The sequence below is a fragment of the Pseudomonas sp. P97.38 genome (assembly GCF_001269745.1).
In the GTDB taxonomy this organism is placed as follows: domain Bacteria; phylum Pseudomonadota; class Gammaproteobacteria; order Pseudomonadales; family Pseudomonadaceae; genus Aquipseudomonas; species Aquipseudomonas chlororaphis_E.
This window is the reverse complement of record NZ_LHVJ01000028.1, coordinates 336236-352097: the sequence shown is the minus strand read 5'-3', so window position 1 is coordinate 352097 and position 15862 is coordinate 336236. Positions and strand designations below refer to the sequence as shown.

The window sequence follows — 15862 nt, the reverse complement described above, 5'->3', positions numbered from 1 at the left end:
TGATGATGTCCGCTACCCGAGATCAAGGAATCGCATCCCATGCGTGTCGCCATATTGGATGACGAACCGGCCGAACTGCGCCGGGTGGAACAGACACTGCAACAAATCCCCGGCAGGGGTGAGCAGGCCTGGACCCTGCACAGCTTCGAGCGCGGCGAGGACCTGCTGCGGCAATTGCGCCGAGAAACCTTCGACCTGTTGATTCTGGATTGGCAAGTGCCAGATATCAGCGGGCTGTCGCTGCTGCGCTGGACTCGTGAGCACATGGATTCGCCCCCGGCCGCGATCATGCTCACCAGCCGCGACGGCGAGCACGACATCGTCCAGGCGCTCAACGCCGGGGCCGACGACTACGTGAGCAAGCCCTTCAGGCCCAATGAGCTCAAGGCTCGGGTCACCGCCGTGCTGCGCCGGCACAACCTGCAACGCGTGCCCACCAGTGATGTACTGGTGTTCAATGACCTGGAGTTCGACGATGCCGAACTCACCGTCACCCGCGCCGGCATCCCCATCAGCTTGACCGAGCGGGAGTTCCGTCTGGCCCGCTGCCTGTTCGCCAACCTGGGTCGGCCGCTGTCCCGGGAATATTTCTACGAGCGTTTCTGGACCCATGAGGAAATGACCTCGTCTCGCCCCCTCGACACCCATATCTATCGCCTGCGCAACAAACTCGGGCTGACAGCAGACCGCGGCTGGCAACTGCTGACGATCTATGGGTATGGGTATCGGCTGGAGAGTGTGGCTGCGGGAAGCGAAGCGTCGGTGGCGAGCTAGACCACAAAGGCCAGGGCACACCTGGCCATCTAAAAATTCGGAGCCGTGGCGAGGGAGCTTGCTCCCGCTGGGCTGCGCAGCGGCCCCTTTATATGAGCGCTGCGCGCTCAAGCGGGAGCAGGCTCTCTCGCCACAGTGAATGTCAGCCGTGCGCCTGTGCCAGGCTGCCTGCCTTGCCAGTCCTCCGGCGACGTTGCACCAGCAGGCCGCACGCCACCACCAGCAGGCTGAGCAGGCCCGTGGCGAGAATCTCCACCCGATGGGCCTCCTGGAACAGCATGATGGTCAGGGCGCCGACGATGAATACGATCACCGCGTAGGTCAGGCCCGGGAACAGCCACATGCTGAAAGCGATTTTTTCACCGCGAGCCTTGCGCTGTTTGCGCATGCGCAGCTGCGAGAACGCAATCACCAAGTACACCAGCAACGCAATCGCACCCGAGCTCGCCAACAGGAACTCGAAGACTGCCGCTGGCGCCACGTAGTTGGCGAACACGGCCAGGAATGCGGCTGCCGTCGACAACACGACCGCCCAATAAGGCGTGCCGCTCTTGTTGGTGCGCTTGGACACGGCCGGCGCATCACCGCGCTTGCCCAGGGAGAACATCATCCGGGAAGCGGTGTACAGCGCCGAGTTCAGGCAACTGGTCACCGCCACCAGGACCACGATGTCGACGATCAACTTGGCGTTAGGGATGCCCATGCGCTCCAGCACCGTCTGGTAAGAGCCGACATTGGCCAGCGACGGGTCATTCCAAGGCACCAGTGCAACAACGATGAAAATGGACACCAGGTAGAACAGGCCGATCCGCCAGATCACCGAGTTGGTCGCCTTGGAGATTTGCTGGCCGGGGTTCTTCGATTCAGCGGCAGCAATGGTGACAATCTCGGTACCCATGAACGAAAACATGGTCGTCAGGATCGCGCCCAGTACCGCACCCATACCGTTTGGCAAAAAGCCTTGGGTGTCGAACAAATGGGACACGCCACTCACCTGGCTGGTGGGCAGCCAGCCGAGGATTGCCAGAAGACCCAGTCCGACAAAACCGATGATCGCCACGACTTTGATCAAGGCGAACCAGAACTCGAACTCCCCATAATTCTTCACGCTGAACAGGTTGGTGACCGTCAGCAGCAGGGTGATGACCAGGGTAAAGACCCAGATGGCCACATTCGGGAACCAGGCATGCAGAATGGTGGCGGCGGCGTTGGCCTCCAGTGGAATCACCAGGACCCAGAACCACCAGTAAAGCCAACCGATGGTAAAACCGGCCCAATGGCCAATAGCGCGATCGGCATAGGTGGAAAAGGAACCGGTGTCGGGCGAAGCGACGGCCATTTCCCCCAGCATACGCATCACCAACACCACAAGGGCACCGGCGGCGGCATAGGCCAGCAGCACGGCTGGGCCGGCTGCGGCAATCGCATGGCCAGAGCCGACGAAAAGACCGGCACCAATCACACCGGCGATGGACAGCATCGTCACATGCCGTGGTTTGAGCCCTTGTTCCAGACTATCGGAAGTTTGCGTACCGCTCATTGAGACTACCTTTGGTATTTAGATTTGTTCGATCTACCTCAACCCATCGTTTCTGTAAAAATAAAAAAACGATGTGTAAGTTATTTAAGACGCAAGAATTGCGCCAGGATTTACTCCGCTCCCGTATTACGGGGGCCTGAACCGCTTCGCAAGTCCTTGAGCATCAAAGCTTTTGTTCCACGTGTTACCGGGCTACCCGCTTTCTGACCAGCAGGTCGGGGTCGGAAACGTGACTGAAGACGAACAAAAAAAGGCCAACGCAGGTGCGTTGGCCTTTTTCATTGGGGCGGTTGGCAGTTGGATCAGAAATCCAGGTTGGACACCGCCAGGGCGTTGCTCTCGATGAAGTCACGGCGTGGCTCGACCGCATCACCCATCAGGGTGTTGAAGATCTGGTCCGCGCCAATGGCGTCTTCGATGGTCACTTTAAGCATGCGGCGCGAGCCCGGGTCCATGGTGGTTTCCCACAGCTGATCCGGGTTCATTTCGCCCAGCCCTTTGTATCGCTGGATGGTGTGGCGCTTGGTGCTTTCGGCCATCAGCCATTCAAGGGCCTCCTTGAACTCCGTCACCGCTTTCTTACGCTCACCGCGCTGGATGTATGCACCTTCATCGAGCAGCGTGCTCAGTTGTGCACCGAGGGAGACCACAGTCTTGTAGTCGTTGCTGCCGAAGAAGTCGCGGTTGAAGGTGACGTAGTTCGACAGGCCGTGGGAGATCAGTTCGACCTCCGGCAGCCAGACGTTACGCTCACGGTCTTCACGCAGGCTGGCCTTGTAGACCAGGCCGGACTTCTCAACGGTGCGCAGGCGGACTTCGTACTGGGCCAGCCAATCCTGCATCGCCGCGTGATCGGACAGTTGCTCCATGCTGACGGCCGGCAGGTAGATGAAGTGCTCGGTCAGCTCCTGCGGGTACAGGCGAGACAGGCGCTTGAGGGTCTTCATCACCAGGCGGAAATCGTTAACCAGGCGTTCGAGGGCCTCACCGGAAATACCCGGGGCGTCTTCGTTCAGGTGCAGGCTCGCGTCTTCGAGGGCCGACTGCGTCATGTATTCCTCCATGGCGTCGTCATCCTTGATGTACTGCTCCTGCTTGCCTTTTTTGACCTTGTAGAGCGGCGGCTGGGCGATGTAGATGTAGCCGCGCTCGATCAGCTCCGGCAACTGACGGAAGAAGAACGTCAGCAGCAGGGTACGGATGTGCGAGCCGTCGACGTCGGCGTCGGTCATGATGATGATGTTGTGATAACGCAGCTTGTCGATGTTGTACTCTTCGCGACCGATGCCACAACCCAGCGCGGTGATCAGAGTGCCGACTTCCTGGGAGGAAATCATCTTGTCGAAGCGCGCCTTCTCGACGTTCAGGATCTTGCCCTTGAGCGGCAGGATGGCCTGGGTGCGGCGGTTGCGTCCCTGCTTGGCGGAGCCGCCAGCAGAGTCACCTTCCACGAGGTACAGTTCGGACAGGGCAGGGTCCTTTTCCTGGCAGTCAGCCAGTTTGCCCGGCAGGCCGGCGATGTCCAGCGCGCCTTTGCGGCGGGTCATCTCACGGGCCTTGCGCGCCGCTTCACGAGCACGGGCGGCGTCGATCATCTTGCCGACCACCAGCTTGGCTTCGTTCGGGTTCTCCAGCAGGAAGTCAGAGAAATACTTGCCCATTTCCTGTTCGACCGCGGTCTTCACTTCGGAAGACACCAGCTTGTCCTTGGTCTGGGAGCTGAACTTCGGATCCGGCACCTTCACCGAAATGATCGCCGTCAGGCCTTCGCGGGCGTCGTCGCCGGTGGTGGCAACCTTGTGCTTCTTCGCCAGGCCTTCCTGTTCGATGTAGTTGTTCAGGTTACGCGTCAGCGCCGAACGGAAGCCCACCAGGTGGGTGCCCCCGTCGCGCTGGGGAATGTTGTTGGTGAAGCACAGCAGATTCTCGTTGAAGCTGTCGTTCCACTGCAGGGCGATTTCCACGCCGATGCCGTCTTCACGCTGGATGTTGAAGTGGAACACCTGGTTGACCGCGGTCTTGTTGGTGTTCAGGTATTCAACGAATGCGCGCAGGCCACCTTCGTACTTGAACAGCTCTTCCTTGCCGCTGCGCTCATCCTTGAGGACGATGCCGACACCGGAGTTCAGGAAGGACAGTTCACGAATCCGCTTGGCCAGGATGTCCCAGCTGAAGTGGATGTTCTTGAACGTTTCACTCGACGCCTTGAAATGGATCTGGGTGCCGGTGGTTTCGCTGTCGCCCACTATCGCCATCGGAGCCTGTGGAACGCCGTGAACGTAGGTCTGTTCCCAGATCTTGCCACTGCGACGCACGGTGAGAATCAATTCTTCGGACAGCGCGTTCACCACCGATACGCCCACGCCGTGGAGGCCGCCGGATACCTTATAGGAGTTATCGTCGAACTTACCGCCGGCGTGGAGGACGGTCATGATGACCTCGGCGGCGGAAACACCTTCCTCTTTGTGCACGTCGACCGGAATGCCACGACCGTTGTCGCGAACGGTGATGGACTCATCCGGGTGAATGGTGATGCTGATGTCGTCGCAATAACCGGCGAGGGCTTCGTCGATGGAGTTGTCGACCACCTCGAACACCATGTGGTGCAGGCCGCTACCATCATCGGTGTCGCCAATGTACATACCGGGACGTTTGCGTACGGCATCTAGGCCTTTCAGCACTTTAATGCTCGTTGAGTCGTACGTATTTTCTTCGCTCAATGCCTTCACTCCCGATGGTCGTGGGTCTGGGTGATACGGCCCTGTTCCACGTGGAACAGAGCGACTGGCGTTTCCGTCTGCCAGCCTTCCCTCAATAATTCGTGGTCTACACAGGTGATGAACACCTGGCAGCGTAAGTCTTCCAACAAGCGGCAAAGCGCGCGGCGGTGGGCTTCGTCCAGTTCGGACGGCAAGTCATCCACCAGATAAATACACTGACCGCGGCGGGCCTGGCTGACCAGATGCCCCTGGGCGATCCGCAAGGCACACACCACTAACTTCTGCTGGCCCCGGGACAAAATGTCCGCGGCATTGTGAGCACCCAATCTGAGGCGCAAGTCAGCACGTTGTGGTCCAGCCTGCGTATGGCCCATCTGCTGGTCACGTTGCAGGGAGCCAGCCAGCACGGCACTCAACTCGCGGTCCTTGTCCCAGCCTCGGTAATAGCTGAGCGTCAGGCCCTCGAGCTCAACCAGTTCGCTCAAGGTCTGCTCAAAGACCGGTTTCAAGGCTTTGATGTAAGCGCGGCGATATTCATCTATTTCGGCGCTGGCCTGGCACAGTTCCCTGTCCCAAACCGCTTGCGAAACGGCGTCAAGTGTACCATGTCGCAGCCAAGAGTTTCGCTGGCGCAGCGCCTTCTGCAAGCGCTGCCAAGTCGCCATGAAACGCGGTTCCACGTGGAACACGCCCCAGTCGAGAAACTGTCGACGAATCTTCGGCGCGCCCTCCAACAGCCGGAAGCTGTCCGGGTTGATCAGTTGCAGGGGCAGGATCTCCGCCAGCTGCGCAGCGCTGCGAGCATTCTGCCCATCGATCCGAATCTGAAACTCACCTTGCCGGTCCCGCGAAATGCCCAGGGCGCTATGGCCACCTTCGGCCAACTCCACTTGGCCAAACACGGTGCAGGCCAATTGGTCGTACTGGATGACCGGTAACAGGCGGGTGCTGCGAAACGAGCGGGCAAGCCCCAGCAAGTGGACGGCTTCCAGGACGCTGGTTTTGCCGCTGCCGTTGGCGCCGTAAAGAATATTGATTCGGGGGGAGGGGGAGAAGGTCACCGGGTGCAGATTGCGCACCGCGGTGACAGAGACGCGACTTAAGGACATCTAGCTTCTGCTGGGCATGATTACAGACGCATCGGCATGACAACGTAGGCCGAATCGTCGTTGTCGGACTCTTGCACCAGCGCGCTGCTGTTGGAGTCGGACAGGATCAGACGCACCTGCTCGGTGGTCATCACGCCCAACACATCCAGCAGATAGCTGACGTTGAAGCCGATTTCCAGCGAGCCGCCGTTGTAGTCAACGCCCACTTCTTCTTCCGCTTCTTCCTGCTCCGGGTTGTTGGCCTGGATCTTCAGTTGACCATTGGCCAGTTGCAGGCGGATACCGCGGTATTTCTCGTTGGACAGGATCGCCGTACGGCTGAACGCTTCACGCAGCGCCTGACGATCGCCCAACACCAGCTTGTCGCCACCCTTGGGCAGCACACGCTCGTAGTCAGGGAACTTGCCGTCCACCAATTTCGAAGTGAAGGTGAATTCACCGGTGGTGGCGCGAATGTGGTGTTGGCCCAGTACGATGCTGACGTTGCCGTCCGGTTCGGTCAGCAGGCGCGCCAGCTCCAGGATGCCCTTGCGCGGCACAATCACCTGGTGACGATCCGGTTGGCCGATATCAGCCTGCATCGAGCACATCGCCAGGCGATGGCCATCGGTGGCCACGGCGCGGATAACGCCAGCGGACACTTCCAGCAGCATGCCATTGAGGTAGTAGCGCACGTCCTGCTGGGCCATGGCGAAGCTGGTGCGCTCGATCAGGCGACGCAGCTTGCTCTGATCGAGGCTGCAGGTCAGCGAGCCAGGGCCTTCTTCCACCGTAGGGAAATCATTGGCAGGCAAGGTGGACAAGGTGAAACGGCTACGACCGGCCTTGACCACGAGCTTCTGCTCATCGACCTTGATGTCGATCAGCGCATCGTTGGGCAAGCTCTTGCAGATGTCCATCAGCTTGCGCGCAGGCACGGTGATGGAACCCGGATCGGCCGGCTCTTCAAGTTGCACCCGACCAACCAGCTCGACTTCCAGGTCGGTACCGGTCAGCGACAGTTGCTGGCCTTCGACAACCAACAGCACGTTGGAAAGTACCGGCAAGGTCTGGCGGCGTTCGACGACGCCGGCGACCAGTTGCAGGGGTTTCAACAGGGCTTCGCGTTGAATGGTGAAATGCATGGTCTAGTCCCTTGCCTTAATAAGCTGCGCTGGTCATCAAGTGGTCAGTGTACGCAGCAGGTTCTTGTAGTCCTCGCGGATGTCCGCGTCGGATTCCTTAAGTTCGTTGATCTTGCGGCAGGCGTGCAGCACGGTCGTATGGTCGCGCCCGCCAAACACATCGCCGATTTCCGGCAGGCTGTGGTTGGTCAGTTCCTTGGACAACGCCATGGCCACCTGACGCGGGCGAGCCACCGAACGCGAACGGCGCTTGGACAGCAGATCGGAAATCTTGATCTTGTAGTATTCAGCCACTGTACGCTGAATGTTATCCACAGAGACCAGCTTGTCCTGCAGCGCCAGCAGATCCTTGAGGGATTCGCGAATCAGCTCGATGGTAATGTCGCGGCCCATGAAGTGGGAATGGGCGATCACCCGCTTGAGGGCACCTTCGAGTTCACGCACGTTCGAGCGGATACGCTGGGCGATGAAGAACGCTGCGTCGTGTGGCAGCTCGACCTTGGCCTGGTCGGCTTTCTTCATCAGGATCGCCACGCGGGTTTCCAGCTCGGGTGGCTCGACGGCCACCGTCAGGCCCCAGCCGAAACGCGACTTGAGGCGCTCCTCCAGACCTTCGATTTCCTTCGGATAGCGATCGCTGGTGAGAATGACCTGCTGGCCCCCTTCAAGCAATGCGTTGAAGGTGTGGAAAAACTCTTCCTGGGAACGCTCCTTGCGGGCGAAGAACTGGATATCGTCGATGAGCAAGGCATCCACCGAACGGTAGAAGCGTTTGAATTCGTTGATCGCGTTCAGCTGCAACGCCTTGACCATGTCAGCCACGAACCGCTCGGAATGCAGGTACACGACCTTGGCATTCGGGTTCTTCTTTAATAGGTGGTTACCCACCGCATGCATCAAGTGGGTCTTACCCAAGCCCACGCCACCGTAGAGGAAGAGCGGGTTGTAGCCATGCTTGGGGTTGTCCGCCACCTGCCAGGCAGCGGCCCGGGCCAGTTGGTTGGATTTACCTTCGACGAAGTTTTCGAAGGTGAAGGTCCGGTTCAGGTAACTGGTGTGCTTGAGCGCGCCCTCGACCTGGACGTTGCGCTGCTCGGCACGCACCGGGGCCTGCTGGGAGCTGGCGCCAGCCATGGGATCGAAGCTGTCCCGCGAAGGTTCTTCGCTGACGTGTGCCTCTTTCTGCGCACTGCGTTTGCTCGGTGCAGGCGCGGGAGCCGGCGCGGCATGGTTGACTGGCGCTGCGGTGGCCTGGACCTGGGAAGCAGCCGCCGCGGCGAGCGGGGCATTGGGCGCCGCACGAGGAGCCGAGCTGCGTTTGCTGCCTATTAATAAGGACAACGCAGGCGCCGTGCCATTGCCATGCTCGTCGAGCAGTTCGAGGACCCGGCCCAGGTACTTTTCGTTGACCCAGTCGAGAACGAAACGGTTCGGTGCGTAGACGCGCAACTCGTCGCCTTCGGCTTCGACCTGTAGTGGACGGATCCAAGTGTTGAATTGTTGGGCAGGCAGCTCATCGCGCAAAAGCTCCACGCACTGCTGCCAAAGTTCCACTGACACGGACATCCCCTAAGTTGAAAGCCGGTGAGGCAAAAACAAGCGGCCATTGTAGCGATCAGGCGCGCACTTATCCACATGCAGGTTGCTGATCGCCCATGATTTATCAATGCCTTAACAGCAGGAAAGGCGACCGGCGGTCAGTGGATAAGCTCTGTGGATAACCGACCATGAGGTCGTTGTACAAGTGGGGGTTAAACACGGTGGATAAGCGAGCTGTGGATAACTGCCGTTTCCGCACACAGCTTATCCGACAGCGCAACACAGCCTGAACACCGTTTTCCCCTGTAGTTGTCATTCTCTGTACACATTGATCTAGAAGGGCTTGAATGGGTTATCCACAGATGGATGGCAGCCTAGCTTCTATAAGCTTTACAGAAAAGCTTTAAATAATTCCCTTCTTTATATTTATGTCTGGCACCGGAGGATGGACCCACTCGAGCGGCCGGATATCTATTTAAAGGAAACGTTGGTTGGAAATTGACCTAGAGGCTTGCTTTCTCTAGAATCCCCGGTCTCTTAAAACGGGGGCCATTCCGGCCCGTTGTGGACGAACCAGGTAACACGACATGAAACGTACTTTCCAACCAAGCACTATCAAACGCGCTCGTACCCACGGTTTCCGTGCTCGCATGGCTACCAAGAACGGTCGTGCCGTCCTGTCGCGTCGTCGCGCCAAAGGTCGTGCGCGTCTGGCAGTTTGATAATCCGGCACTGGAGGTGAGTCAGGACTTCAGTCGGGAAAAGCGTCTGCTTACTCCCCGGCATTTCAAGGCAGTCTTTGACTCCCCTACCGGCAAGGTTCCGGGGAAGAATCTCCTGCTCCTTGCGCGCAGCAACGATCTCGATCACCCCCGACTCGGGCTGGTTATCGGGAAAAAGAGCGTCAAGCTCTCCGTTCAGCGCAATCGCCTCAAACGTCTGATGCGCGAATCGTTTCGCCTGAACCAGGATTCACTGGTCGGATGGGACATTGTTATCGTCGCGCGCAAAGGTTTGGGTGACGTAGAAAACCCCGAATTGATTCAGCATTTCGGCAAGCTCTGGAAGCGTCTGGCTCGTAACAAGCCGGTACCAGCAGCCAACACCGAAACTGTAGGGGTAGACAGTCCAGATGCGTAAACTGGCACTCGTTCCGATCCAGTTTTACCGCTACGCCATTAGTCCCTTGATGGCCAACCACTGTCGTTTCTACCCCAGTTGTTCCTGCTACGCGTATGAAGCCATAGAAAATCATGGCCTTCTGCGCGGTGGCTGGCTGACCTTTCGTCGTTTAGGTCGCTGTCATCCGTGGAATCCCGGCGGTTATGACCCGGTTCCGCCTATCCCTACCTCCCGTTCTTCTTCGATGGCCGAGTAATCATGGATATCAAACGCACGATCCTGATCGTCGCCCTGGCAATCGTGTCCTATGTCATGGTCCTTAAATGGAACCAGGACTATGGCCAGGCTGCCCTGCCGACTCAGAATGTTGCAGCCAGCAATACCGCACCGAGCCTGCCGGATGCCCCTGTTGGCAACACGGCTGCCAACAATGACGACATCCCACGCCCGGCAAGCGATGCCAGCGCACCCGCCGAAGCCCCTGTGGCTGCCAGCAAGGATCTCATCCAGGTCAAGACGGACGTGCTCGAGCTGGCAATCGATCCACAGGGTGGTGACATCGCCCAGTTGAAGCTGCCGCTGTATCCCCGTCGCCAGGATCACCCGGAAATTCCGTTCCAGTTGTTCGATAACGGCAACGAGCGCACCTACCTGGCCCAGAGCGGCCTGATCGGCACCAACGGCCCGGACGCCAACCCGGCTGGCCGCCCGGTCTACGCTGCCGAGAAGAAGACTTATCAACTGGCTGACGGTCAGGACCAATTGGTCGTGGACCTGAAGTTCAGCAAGGATGGCGTCAACTACATCAAGCGTTTCACCCTGAAACGTGGCCTGTACGACGTGACGGTCTCCTACCTGATCGACAACCAGAGCGCTCAACCCTGGTCCGGTGCGATGTTCGCGCAGCTCAAGCGTGACGCCAGCTCCGATCCTTCCTCCAGCACCGCCACCGGTACCGCGACTTACCTGGGCGCTGCCCTGTGGACAAGTTCGGAGCCGTACAAGAAAGTGTCCATGAAGGACATGGACAAGGCGCAGCTCAAGGAAACCGTCCAAGGTGGCTGGGTGGCCTGGCTGCAGCACTACTTCGTGACTGCGTGGATCCCGCAGAAGGGCGAAAGCAACGTCGTCCAGACCCGCAAGGACAGCAAAGGCAACTACATCATTGGCTACACCGGCCCGGCGTTGACCGCCGCACCAGGTGCCAAGGCTGAAACCAGCGCCATCCTGTATGCCGGTCCAAAAAGCCAGGCCGTCCTGAAACAGTTGTCCCCAGGCCTGGAACTGACCGTGGACTACGGCTTCCTGTGGTTCATTGCCCAGCCAATCTTCTGGCTGTTGCAACATATCCACAGCATTGTCGGTAACTGGGGCTGGTCGATCATTTTCCTGACCATGCTGATCAAGGGGCTGTTCTTCCCATTGTCGGCCGCCAGCTACAAATCCATGGCGCGCATGCGTGCAGTGGCACCGAAACTGGCCGCCCTGAAAGAACAGCATGGCGATGACCGGCAGAAAATGTCCCAGGCCATGATGGAGCTGTACAAGAAAGAGAAGATCAACCCGTTGGGTGGATGCTTGCCGATTCTTGTGCAGATGCCAGTGTTCCTGTCGTTGTACTGGGTACTGCTCGAAAGCGTGGAAATGCGCCAGGCACCGTTCATGCTGTGGATTACCGACCTGTCGATCAAGGATCCGTTCTTCATCCTGCCGATCATCATGGGCGCAACCATGTTCATCCAGCAGCAATTGAACCCGACACCTCCTGATCCGATGCAGGCGAAGGTCATGAAAATGATGCCAATCATCTTCACCTTCTTCTTCCTGTGGTTCCCGGCGGGTCTTGTGCTGTACTGGGTTGTGAACAACGTATTGTCGATCACCCAGCAGTGGTACATCACGCGTAAGATCGAAGCGGCGACGAAAAAAGCCGAGGCGTAACTTGCTCTGTGGATAACCACACAAAACGCCCCCTAGTGGGGCGTTTTGCTATCTGCCACTTTTGTCTGGATTCCGGTATGAGCGCACCGCGTGAAACCATTGCCGCCGTTGCCACTGCCCAAGGTCGTGGCGGTGTCGGCATCGTCCGTATTTCGGGACCTCTGGCCAGTGTCGCGGCCAGGGCGATCAGTGGGCGCGAGCTCAAGCCACGGTTTGCGCACTACGGCCCGTTCTTGAGTGAGGACCAACAGGTACTGGACGAAGGACTTGCCCTTTATTTTCCAGGCCCGAATTCGTTCACCGGCGAAGATGTGCTGGAGCTGCAGGGCCACGGCGGACCCATCGTGCTGGACATGCTGCTCAAGCGCTGCCTGGAACTGGGCTGCCGCCTGGCCCGGCCGGGCGAGTTCAGCGAGCGCGCGTTCCTCAACGACAAGCTCGACCTGGCCCAGGCTGAAGCCATCGCCGACCTCATCGAAGCCAGCTCGGCCCAGGCCGCACGCAACGCGTTACGTTCCCTGCAAGGCGCGTTTTCACAGCGTGTGCATAACCTCACCGAGCAACTGATCGGCCTGCGCATTTATGTCGAGGCGGCGATCGACTTCCCGGAAGAGGAAATCGACTTCCTTGCCGATGGTCACGTCCTGGCGATGCTGGACAAGGTCCGCGACGAGTTATCCACAGTGCTGCGCGAAGCCGGGCAGGGGGCCTTGTTGCGCGATGGCATGACCGTGGTGATCGCCGGACGGCCAAACGCCGGTAAATCCAGCCTGCTGAACGCATTGGCCGGTCGCGAGGCTGCCATTGTCACGGACATCGCCGGCACCACCCGGGACATCCTGCGCGAACATATCCACATCGACGGCATGCCGCTGCACGTGGTGGACACCGCCGGACTGCGTGACACCGACGACCAGGTGGAAAAGATCGGGGTCGAGCGGGCGTTGAAGGCGATCGGCGAAGCCGATCGTGTGCTGCTGGTGGTGGATGCCACCGCACCGGAAGCAGACGATCCGTTCGCCTTGTGGCCGGAGTTCCTGGAAGTCCGACCGGACCCAGCGAAAGTCACCTTGATTCGCAACAAGGCCGACCTGACGGGGGAAGCGATTGCCTTGGAGGTCAGCGACGATGGCCACGTGACCATCAGCCTGAGCGCGAAGTCGGCAGGTGCAGGCCTGGAACTGCTTCGCGAACACCTCAAGGCTTGCATGGGCTACGAGCAAACCTCGGAAAGCAGCTTCAGCGCCCGACGTCGGCATTTGGAAGCCTTGCGCCAGGCCAGCGCGTCCCTGGAACACGGTCGCTCCCAACTGACCTTGGCCGGTGCCGGCGAACTGCTCGCCGAAGATCTGCGCCAGGCCCAGCAGTCACTGGGTGAAATCACCGGGGCTTTCAGTTCCGACGATTTGCTGGGACGGATCTTCTCCAGCTTCTGCATCGGCAAATAAAAAAAGGGCTGTGGACAATTTATCCACAGCCCTTTTTGGGGTTCACCAGTTGTAGGAAACGGTGCCGAGCAGCGTCCGGTCTTCACCCCAGTAGCAACGCCCCGCATCGTTGCAGCCCGACACGTACTCCTTGTCGAACAGGTTTTTCGCGTTCAAGTCGACACTCCAGTGCGTGTCGATCTGGTAGCCGACGGCGGCGTCCACCAGGGTGACGTCGCCAGCATCGAGCTTTCCGTACAGAGTGGGCGCGGTGTAGGCGAATGCGCTGTCGAAATAACGTACGCCGCCGGCCACGTACAAACCTTTCAGGTCGCTTTCCAGGAAACGATATTTGGCCCAGAAAGACGCCTGGTTACGTGGCACGCCAGTCATCTGGTGGCCTTTTACCAGGGACGTCGCCGAGTCCTCGGTCACCCGCGCATCCGTGTAGGTATACGAGGCGGTGACATTCAGGGCAGGGCTCAGGTTGCTGTTGAGCTCCAGCTCCACGCCTTTGGCACGACTTTCCCCCACCTGTCGATAGGTCGACGTGGTGGCGTCGAAGTAGGTGTCGTCCTTCTTGCGCAAGTCGTAGACCGACGCGGTGAAGGCTGTGTCCCAGCCGATGGGCTCGTACTTGAGGCCGATTTCGTACTGGCTGCTGGTAATCGGTTCCAGCGGCGTGCCGGCGTTGGAGATCTGCTGCACCGGGACGAATGCGGTCGAGTAGCTGACGTAGGGCGTCATGCCGTTGTCGAACTGGTACATCAGGCCGCCCTGATAGGTGAACTTCTTGTCTTTGGAGCTGATGTCGCCGGCGCTGGCGACCTTGTCACGAAAATCGCTGTCTACCCAATCCTGGCGCCCGCCCAGCAGGAACAACCAGCGGTCGTATTTGCTCTGCAGCTGTGTATAAACCCCCTTCATCTGCTGTTCGAGCAAGGTGTTCTGCACCGCGATGGGTGTCTTCGGATCCCCTGTGTACACTGGATCATAGATATCCACAGGCCCCACGAATCCGGCATTCCAATCTTGGTTGAACGAGGTCCGGTCATAACTGGCGCCGAACAGCAGCGTGTTTTCCAGGCCGCCGACCTTGAATTTGCCTTCCAGCTGGTTATCCAGCGAATACACCATCGACTTGTTGTAACGGTCATAAGCGGTGACGTTCACACGGCGACCAAAACCACCGTTGTTCAAGCTGCCGGGCCAGGTTTCATGGCGGGTGATGCGTGATTGCAGGTAACGCGAATTCTGGCGGAACTGCCAATCGTCATTGAGGCGATGGCTGTATTCGTAGCCGGTGCTCCAGGTTTCCCGCTCGAAGGTGTTCCAGTCCGGATCACCGAGCATGGTGTCCTTGTCCAACTGGCCGTTCGGGTTACTCAGCAGCGTGCCGGCGGCCGGCAGCCCGAGCTCCATGTTGGTGTGGTCTTTCTGATAGTTGGCCAGCAGGGTCAATGTGTTGAAATCATCGAAATTCAGGGTCAGGGAGGGCGCTATGTAAAGACGGTCATCCGGTACGTGGTTAGTCTGGGTATCGGCGTTGCGGCCCAACATCACGATCCGGCCCAGGATGTTGTCGTTATCGGCCAGCGGCCCGGAAACATCCACACCGATCTGGCGTCGGTTGTGGCTCCCATAGCCCAACTGGACTTCACCCTGGGGCGCCGCGGTCGGACGCTTGCTGACCAGGTTGACCAGGCCGCCCGGCGCGTTCTCGCCATACAGCAGCGACGAAGGCCCGCGGAACACCTCGACACGCTCCAGGCCATAGGGCTCTGAGCTGGTGTCATAGCGATTGCCCTGCACCCTCAAGCCATCGCGGAGCAGGCCATAGCCGTAGTCGGTGGCGTTGAAGCCGCGGATGTAGAACAGGTCGCCGGCCAGGCTGTCACCGGCGGCGAAGGGCGGGGCGAAGATGCCCGGCACGTAGCCCAGGACTTCGGTCAGGGTCTGGGATTTCTGGTCCTTCATGCGCTGGCCGGTCACCACCGATACCGAGCGCGGCGTTTCCGACAGCGGCGTGCTGGTTTTAGTACCGATCCGACTGTTTTGTGCCTTGTAGCCCACGTCGGCAGCGTAATCCAGGTCCATCGGGTTGGCCGCCAGCGCGTTGATGCTCGTGGGGGCCAACTCCATGGATTGATCTGTCGGCAGGAAGTACAGGGTGTAGCTGCCTGGCGCCTGCGCCACGGCCTGGAACCCCGAGCCCTGCAACAGCTGCACGAACCCCTGCTCAACCGAATAGTCACCGGTTAACCCGGGGCTACGTTTCTGGCCGGTTTGCTGTGGAGAAAACGAAAGGATGATGTTGGCCTTCGCGGCGAACTGGCTCAGCACGTTATCCAGCGGGCCGGCAGCAATGGCGTAATGCTGCGTGGCGGTATTGGCGAAGGCGTTGGAAGCCATCACCAGGCCGCTCGCGGCGCTGGTCATCAACAGGCTGTAGGCGATGCAATGCTGGGAAAATCGCTGACGAAACGTAGGAAGGCGCATGTGTGGGTAAGCCCTGGGTGATCGCAATTACCTGAAGGGCCGGATCAGCACAAAAAAAGATAACCCC

General features: G+C 59.2%; 12 protein-coding genes. 6 read left to right on the top strand and 6 right to left on the bottom strand.

Annotated features, from left to right (window positions below; all coding sequences use genetic code 11):
- Window positions 1-39: 39 nt before the first annotated feature.
- A complete protein-coding gene (locus tag AD664_RS24460; protein WP_042727818.1) occupies window positions 40-774 on the top strand; it encodes a response regulator transcription factor in 735 nt (244 codons plus the stop codon).
- 142 nt (window positions 775-916) lie between these two features.
- Here the strand turns inward: AD664_RS24460 and gabP are convergent, their stop codons facing one another.
- The 5 genes from gabP to dnaA all read right to left on the bottom strand — a co-directional run bounded on the left by gabP (window position 917) and on the right by dnaA (window position 8827).
- Complete coding sequence (gene gabP / locus AD664_RS24455) at window positions 917-2314, bottom strand: GABA permease (RefSeq protein WP_053150654.1); 1398 nt, start codon at window positions 2312-2314, stop codon at window positions 917-919.
- 302 nt (window positions 2315-2616) lie between these two features.
- Window positions 2617-5034, bottom strand: coding sequence for a DNA topoisomerase (ATP-hydrolyzing) subunit B (gene gyrB, locus AD664_RS24450; RefSeq protein WP_053150702.1), 2418 nt, complete (start codon window positions 5032-5034; stop codon window positions 2617-2619).
- 5 nt (window positions 5035-5039) lie between these two features.
- On the bottom strand, window positions 5040-6143 hold the full coding sequence (gene recF, locus AD664_RS24445) for a DNA replication/repair protein RecF (RefSeq protein WP_030139022.1): 1104 nt from the start codon (window positions 6141-6143) through the stop codon (window positions 5040-5042).
- 20 nt (window positions 6144-6163) lie between these two features.
- Window positions 6164-7267 carry a DNA polymerase III subunit beta gene (gene dnaN, locus AD664_RS24440; protein ID WP_003177083.1) on the bottom strand — a complete coding sequence of 368 codons (1104 nt, stop codon included), beginning with the start codon at window positions 7265-7267 and terminating at the stop codon, window positions 6164-6166.
- A 36-nt stretch (window positions 7268-7303) separates the two neighbouring features.
- Window positions 7304-8827, bottom strand: coding sequence for a chromosomal replication initiator protein DnaA (dnaA, locus tag AD664_RS24435; protein WP_042727830.1), 1524 nt, complete (start codon window positions 8825-8827; stop codon window positions 7304-7306).
- A 566-nt stretch (window positions 8828-9393) separates the two neighbouring features.
- Here dnaA and rpmH point away from each other — a divergent pair.
- The 5 genes from rpmH (at window position 9394) to mnmE (ending at window position 13317) form a co-directional block, all read left to right on the top strand.
- Window positions 9394-9528: a 50S ribosomal protein L34 gene (gene rpmH / locus AD664_RS27315; RefSeq protein ID WP_003213577.1), complete on the top strand. Its 135-nt coding sequence runs from the start codon at window positions 9394-9396 to the stop codon at window positions 9526-9528.
- Window positions 9529-9544: 16 nt separating this feature from the next.
- Complete coding sequence (gene rnpA, locus AD664_RS24430; protein ID WP_053150700.1) at window positions 9545-9946, top strand: ribonuclease P protein component; 402 nt, start codon at window positions 9545-9547, stop codon at window positions 9944-9946.
- Window positions 9939-10184 carry a membrane protein insertion efficiency factor YidD gene (yidD, locus tag AD664_RS27310; protein WP_080921994.1) on the top strand — a complete coding sequence of 82 codons (246 nt, stop codon included), beginning with the start codon at window positions 9939-9941 and terminating at the stop codon, window positions 10182-10184. Before rnpA ends, yidD begins: the two co-directional genes overlap by 8 nt.
- 2 nt (window positions 10185-10186) lie before the next feature.
- A complete protein-coding gene (gene yidC, locus AD664_RS24425; RefSeq protein ID WP_042727815.1) occupies window positions 10187-11869 on the top strand; it encodes a membrane protein insertase YidC in 1683 nt (560 codons plus the stop codon).
- 77 nt (window positions 11870-11946) lie between these two features.
- Entirely contained in the window at window positions 11947-13317 is a 1371-nt protein-coding gene (gene mnmE, locus AD664_RS24420; RefSeq protein ID WP_053150651.1) for a tRNA uridine-5-carboxymethylaminomethyl(34) synthesis GTPase MnmE, read from the top strand.
- 42 nt (window positions 13318-13359) lie between these two features.
- Here mnmE and AD664_RS24415 read toward each other — a convergent pair whose 3' ends face one another.
- Entirely contained in the window at window positions 13360-15795 is a 2436-nt protein-coding gene (locus AD664_RS24415) for a TonB-dependent siderophore receptor (RefSeq protein WP_053150649.1), read from the bottom strand.
- Window positions 15796-15862 lie beyond the last annotated feature (67 nt).

What these genes read in the sequence shown, in the direction of transcription:
- dnaN (WP_003177083.1), bottom strand. Translation starts at nt 7,267, where the DNA reads ATGCATTTCACCATTCAACGCGAAGCCCTGTTGAAACCCCTGCAACTG.
- mnmE (WP_053150651.1), top strand. Translation starts at nt 11,947, where the DNA reads ATGAGCGCACCGCGTGAAACCATTGCCGCCGTTGCCACTGCCCAAGGT.
- AD664_RS24415 (WP_053150649.1), bottom strand. Translation starts at nt 15,795, where the DNA reads ATGCGCCTTCCTACGTTTCGTCAGCGATTTTCCCAGCATTGCATCGCC.
- yidC (WP_042727815.1), top strand. Translation starts at nt 10,187, where the DNA reads ATGGATATCAAACGCACGATCCTGATCGTCGCCCTGGCAATCGTGTCC.
- gabP (WP_053150654.1), bottom strand. Translation starts at nt 2,314, where the DNA reads ATGAGCGGTACGCAAACTTCCGATAGTCTGGAACAAGGGCTCAAACCA.
- rpmH (WP_003213577.1), top strand. Translation starts at nt 9,394, where the DNA reads ATGAAACGTACTTTCCAACCAAGCACTATCAAACGCGCTCGTACCCAC.
- yidD (WP_080921994.1), top strand. Translation starts at nt 9,939, where the DNA reads ATGCGTAAACTGGCACTCGTTCCGATCCAGTTTTACCGCTACGCCATT.
- recF (WP_030139022.1), bottom strand. Translation starts at nt 6,143, where the DNA reads ATGTCCTTAAGTCGCGTCTCTGTCACCGCGGTGCGCAATCTGCACCCG.
- AD664_RS24460 (WP_042727818.1), top strand. Translation starts at nt 40, where the DNA reads ATGCGTGTCGCCATATTGGATGACGAACCGGCCGAACTGCGCCGGGTG.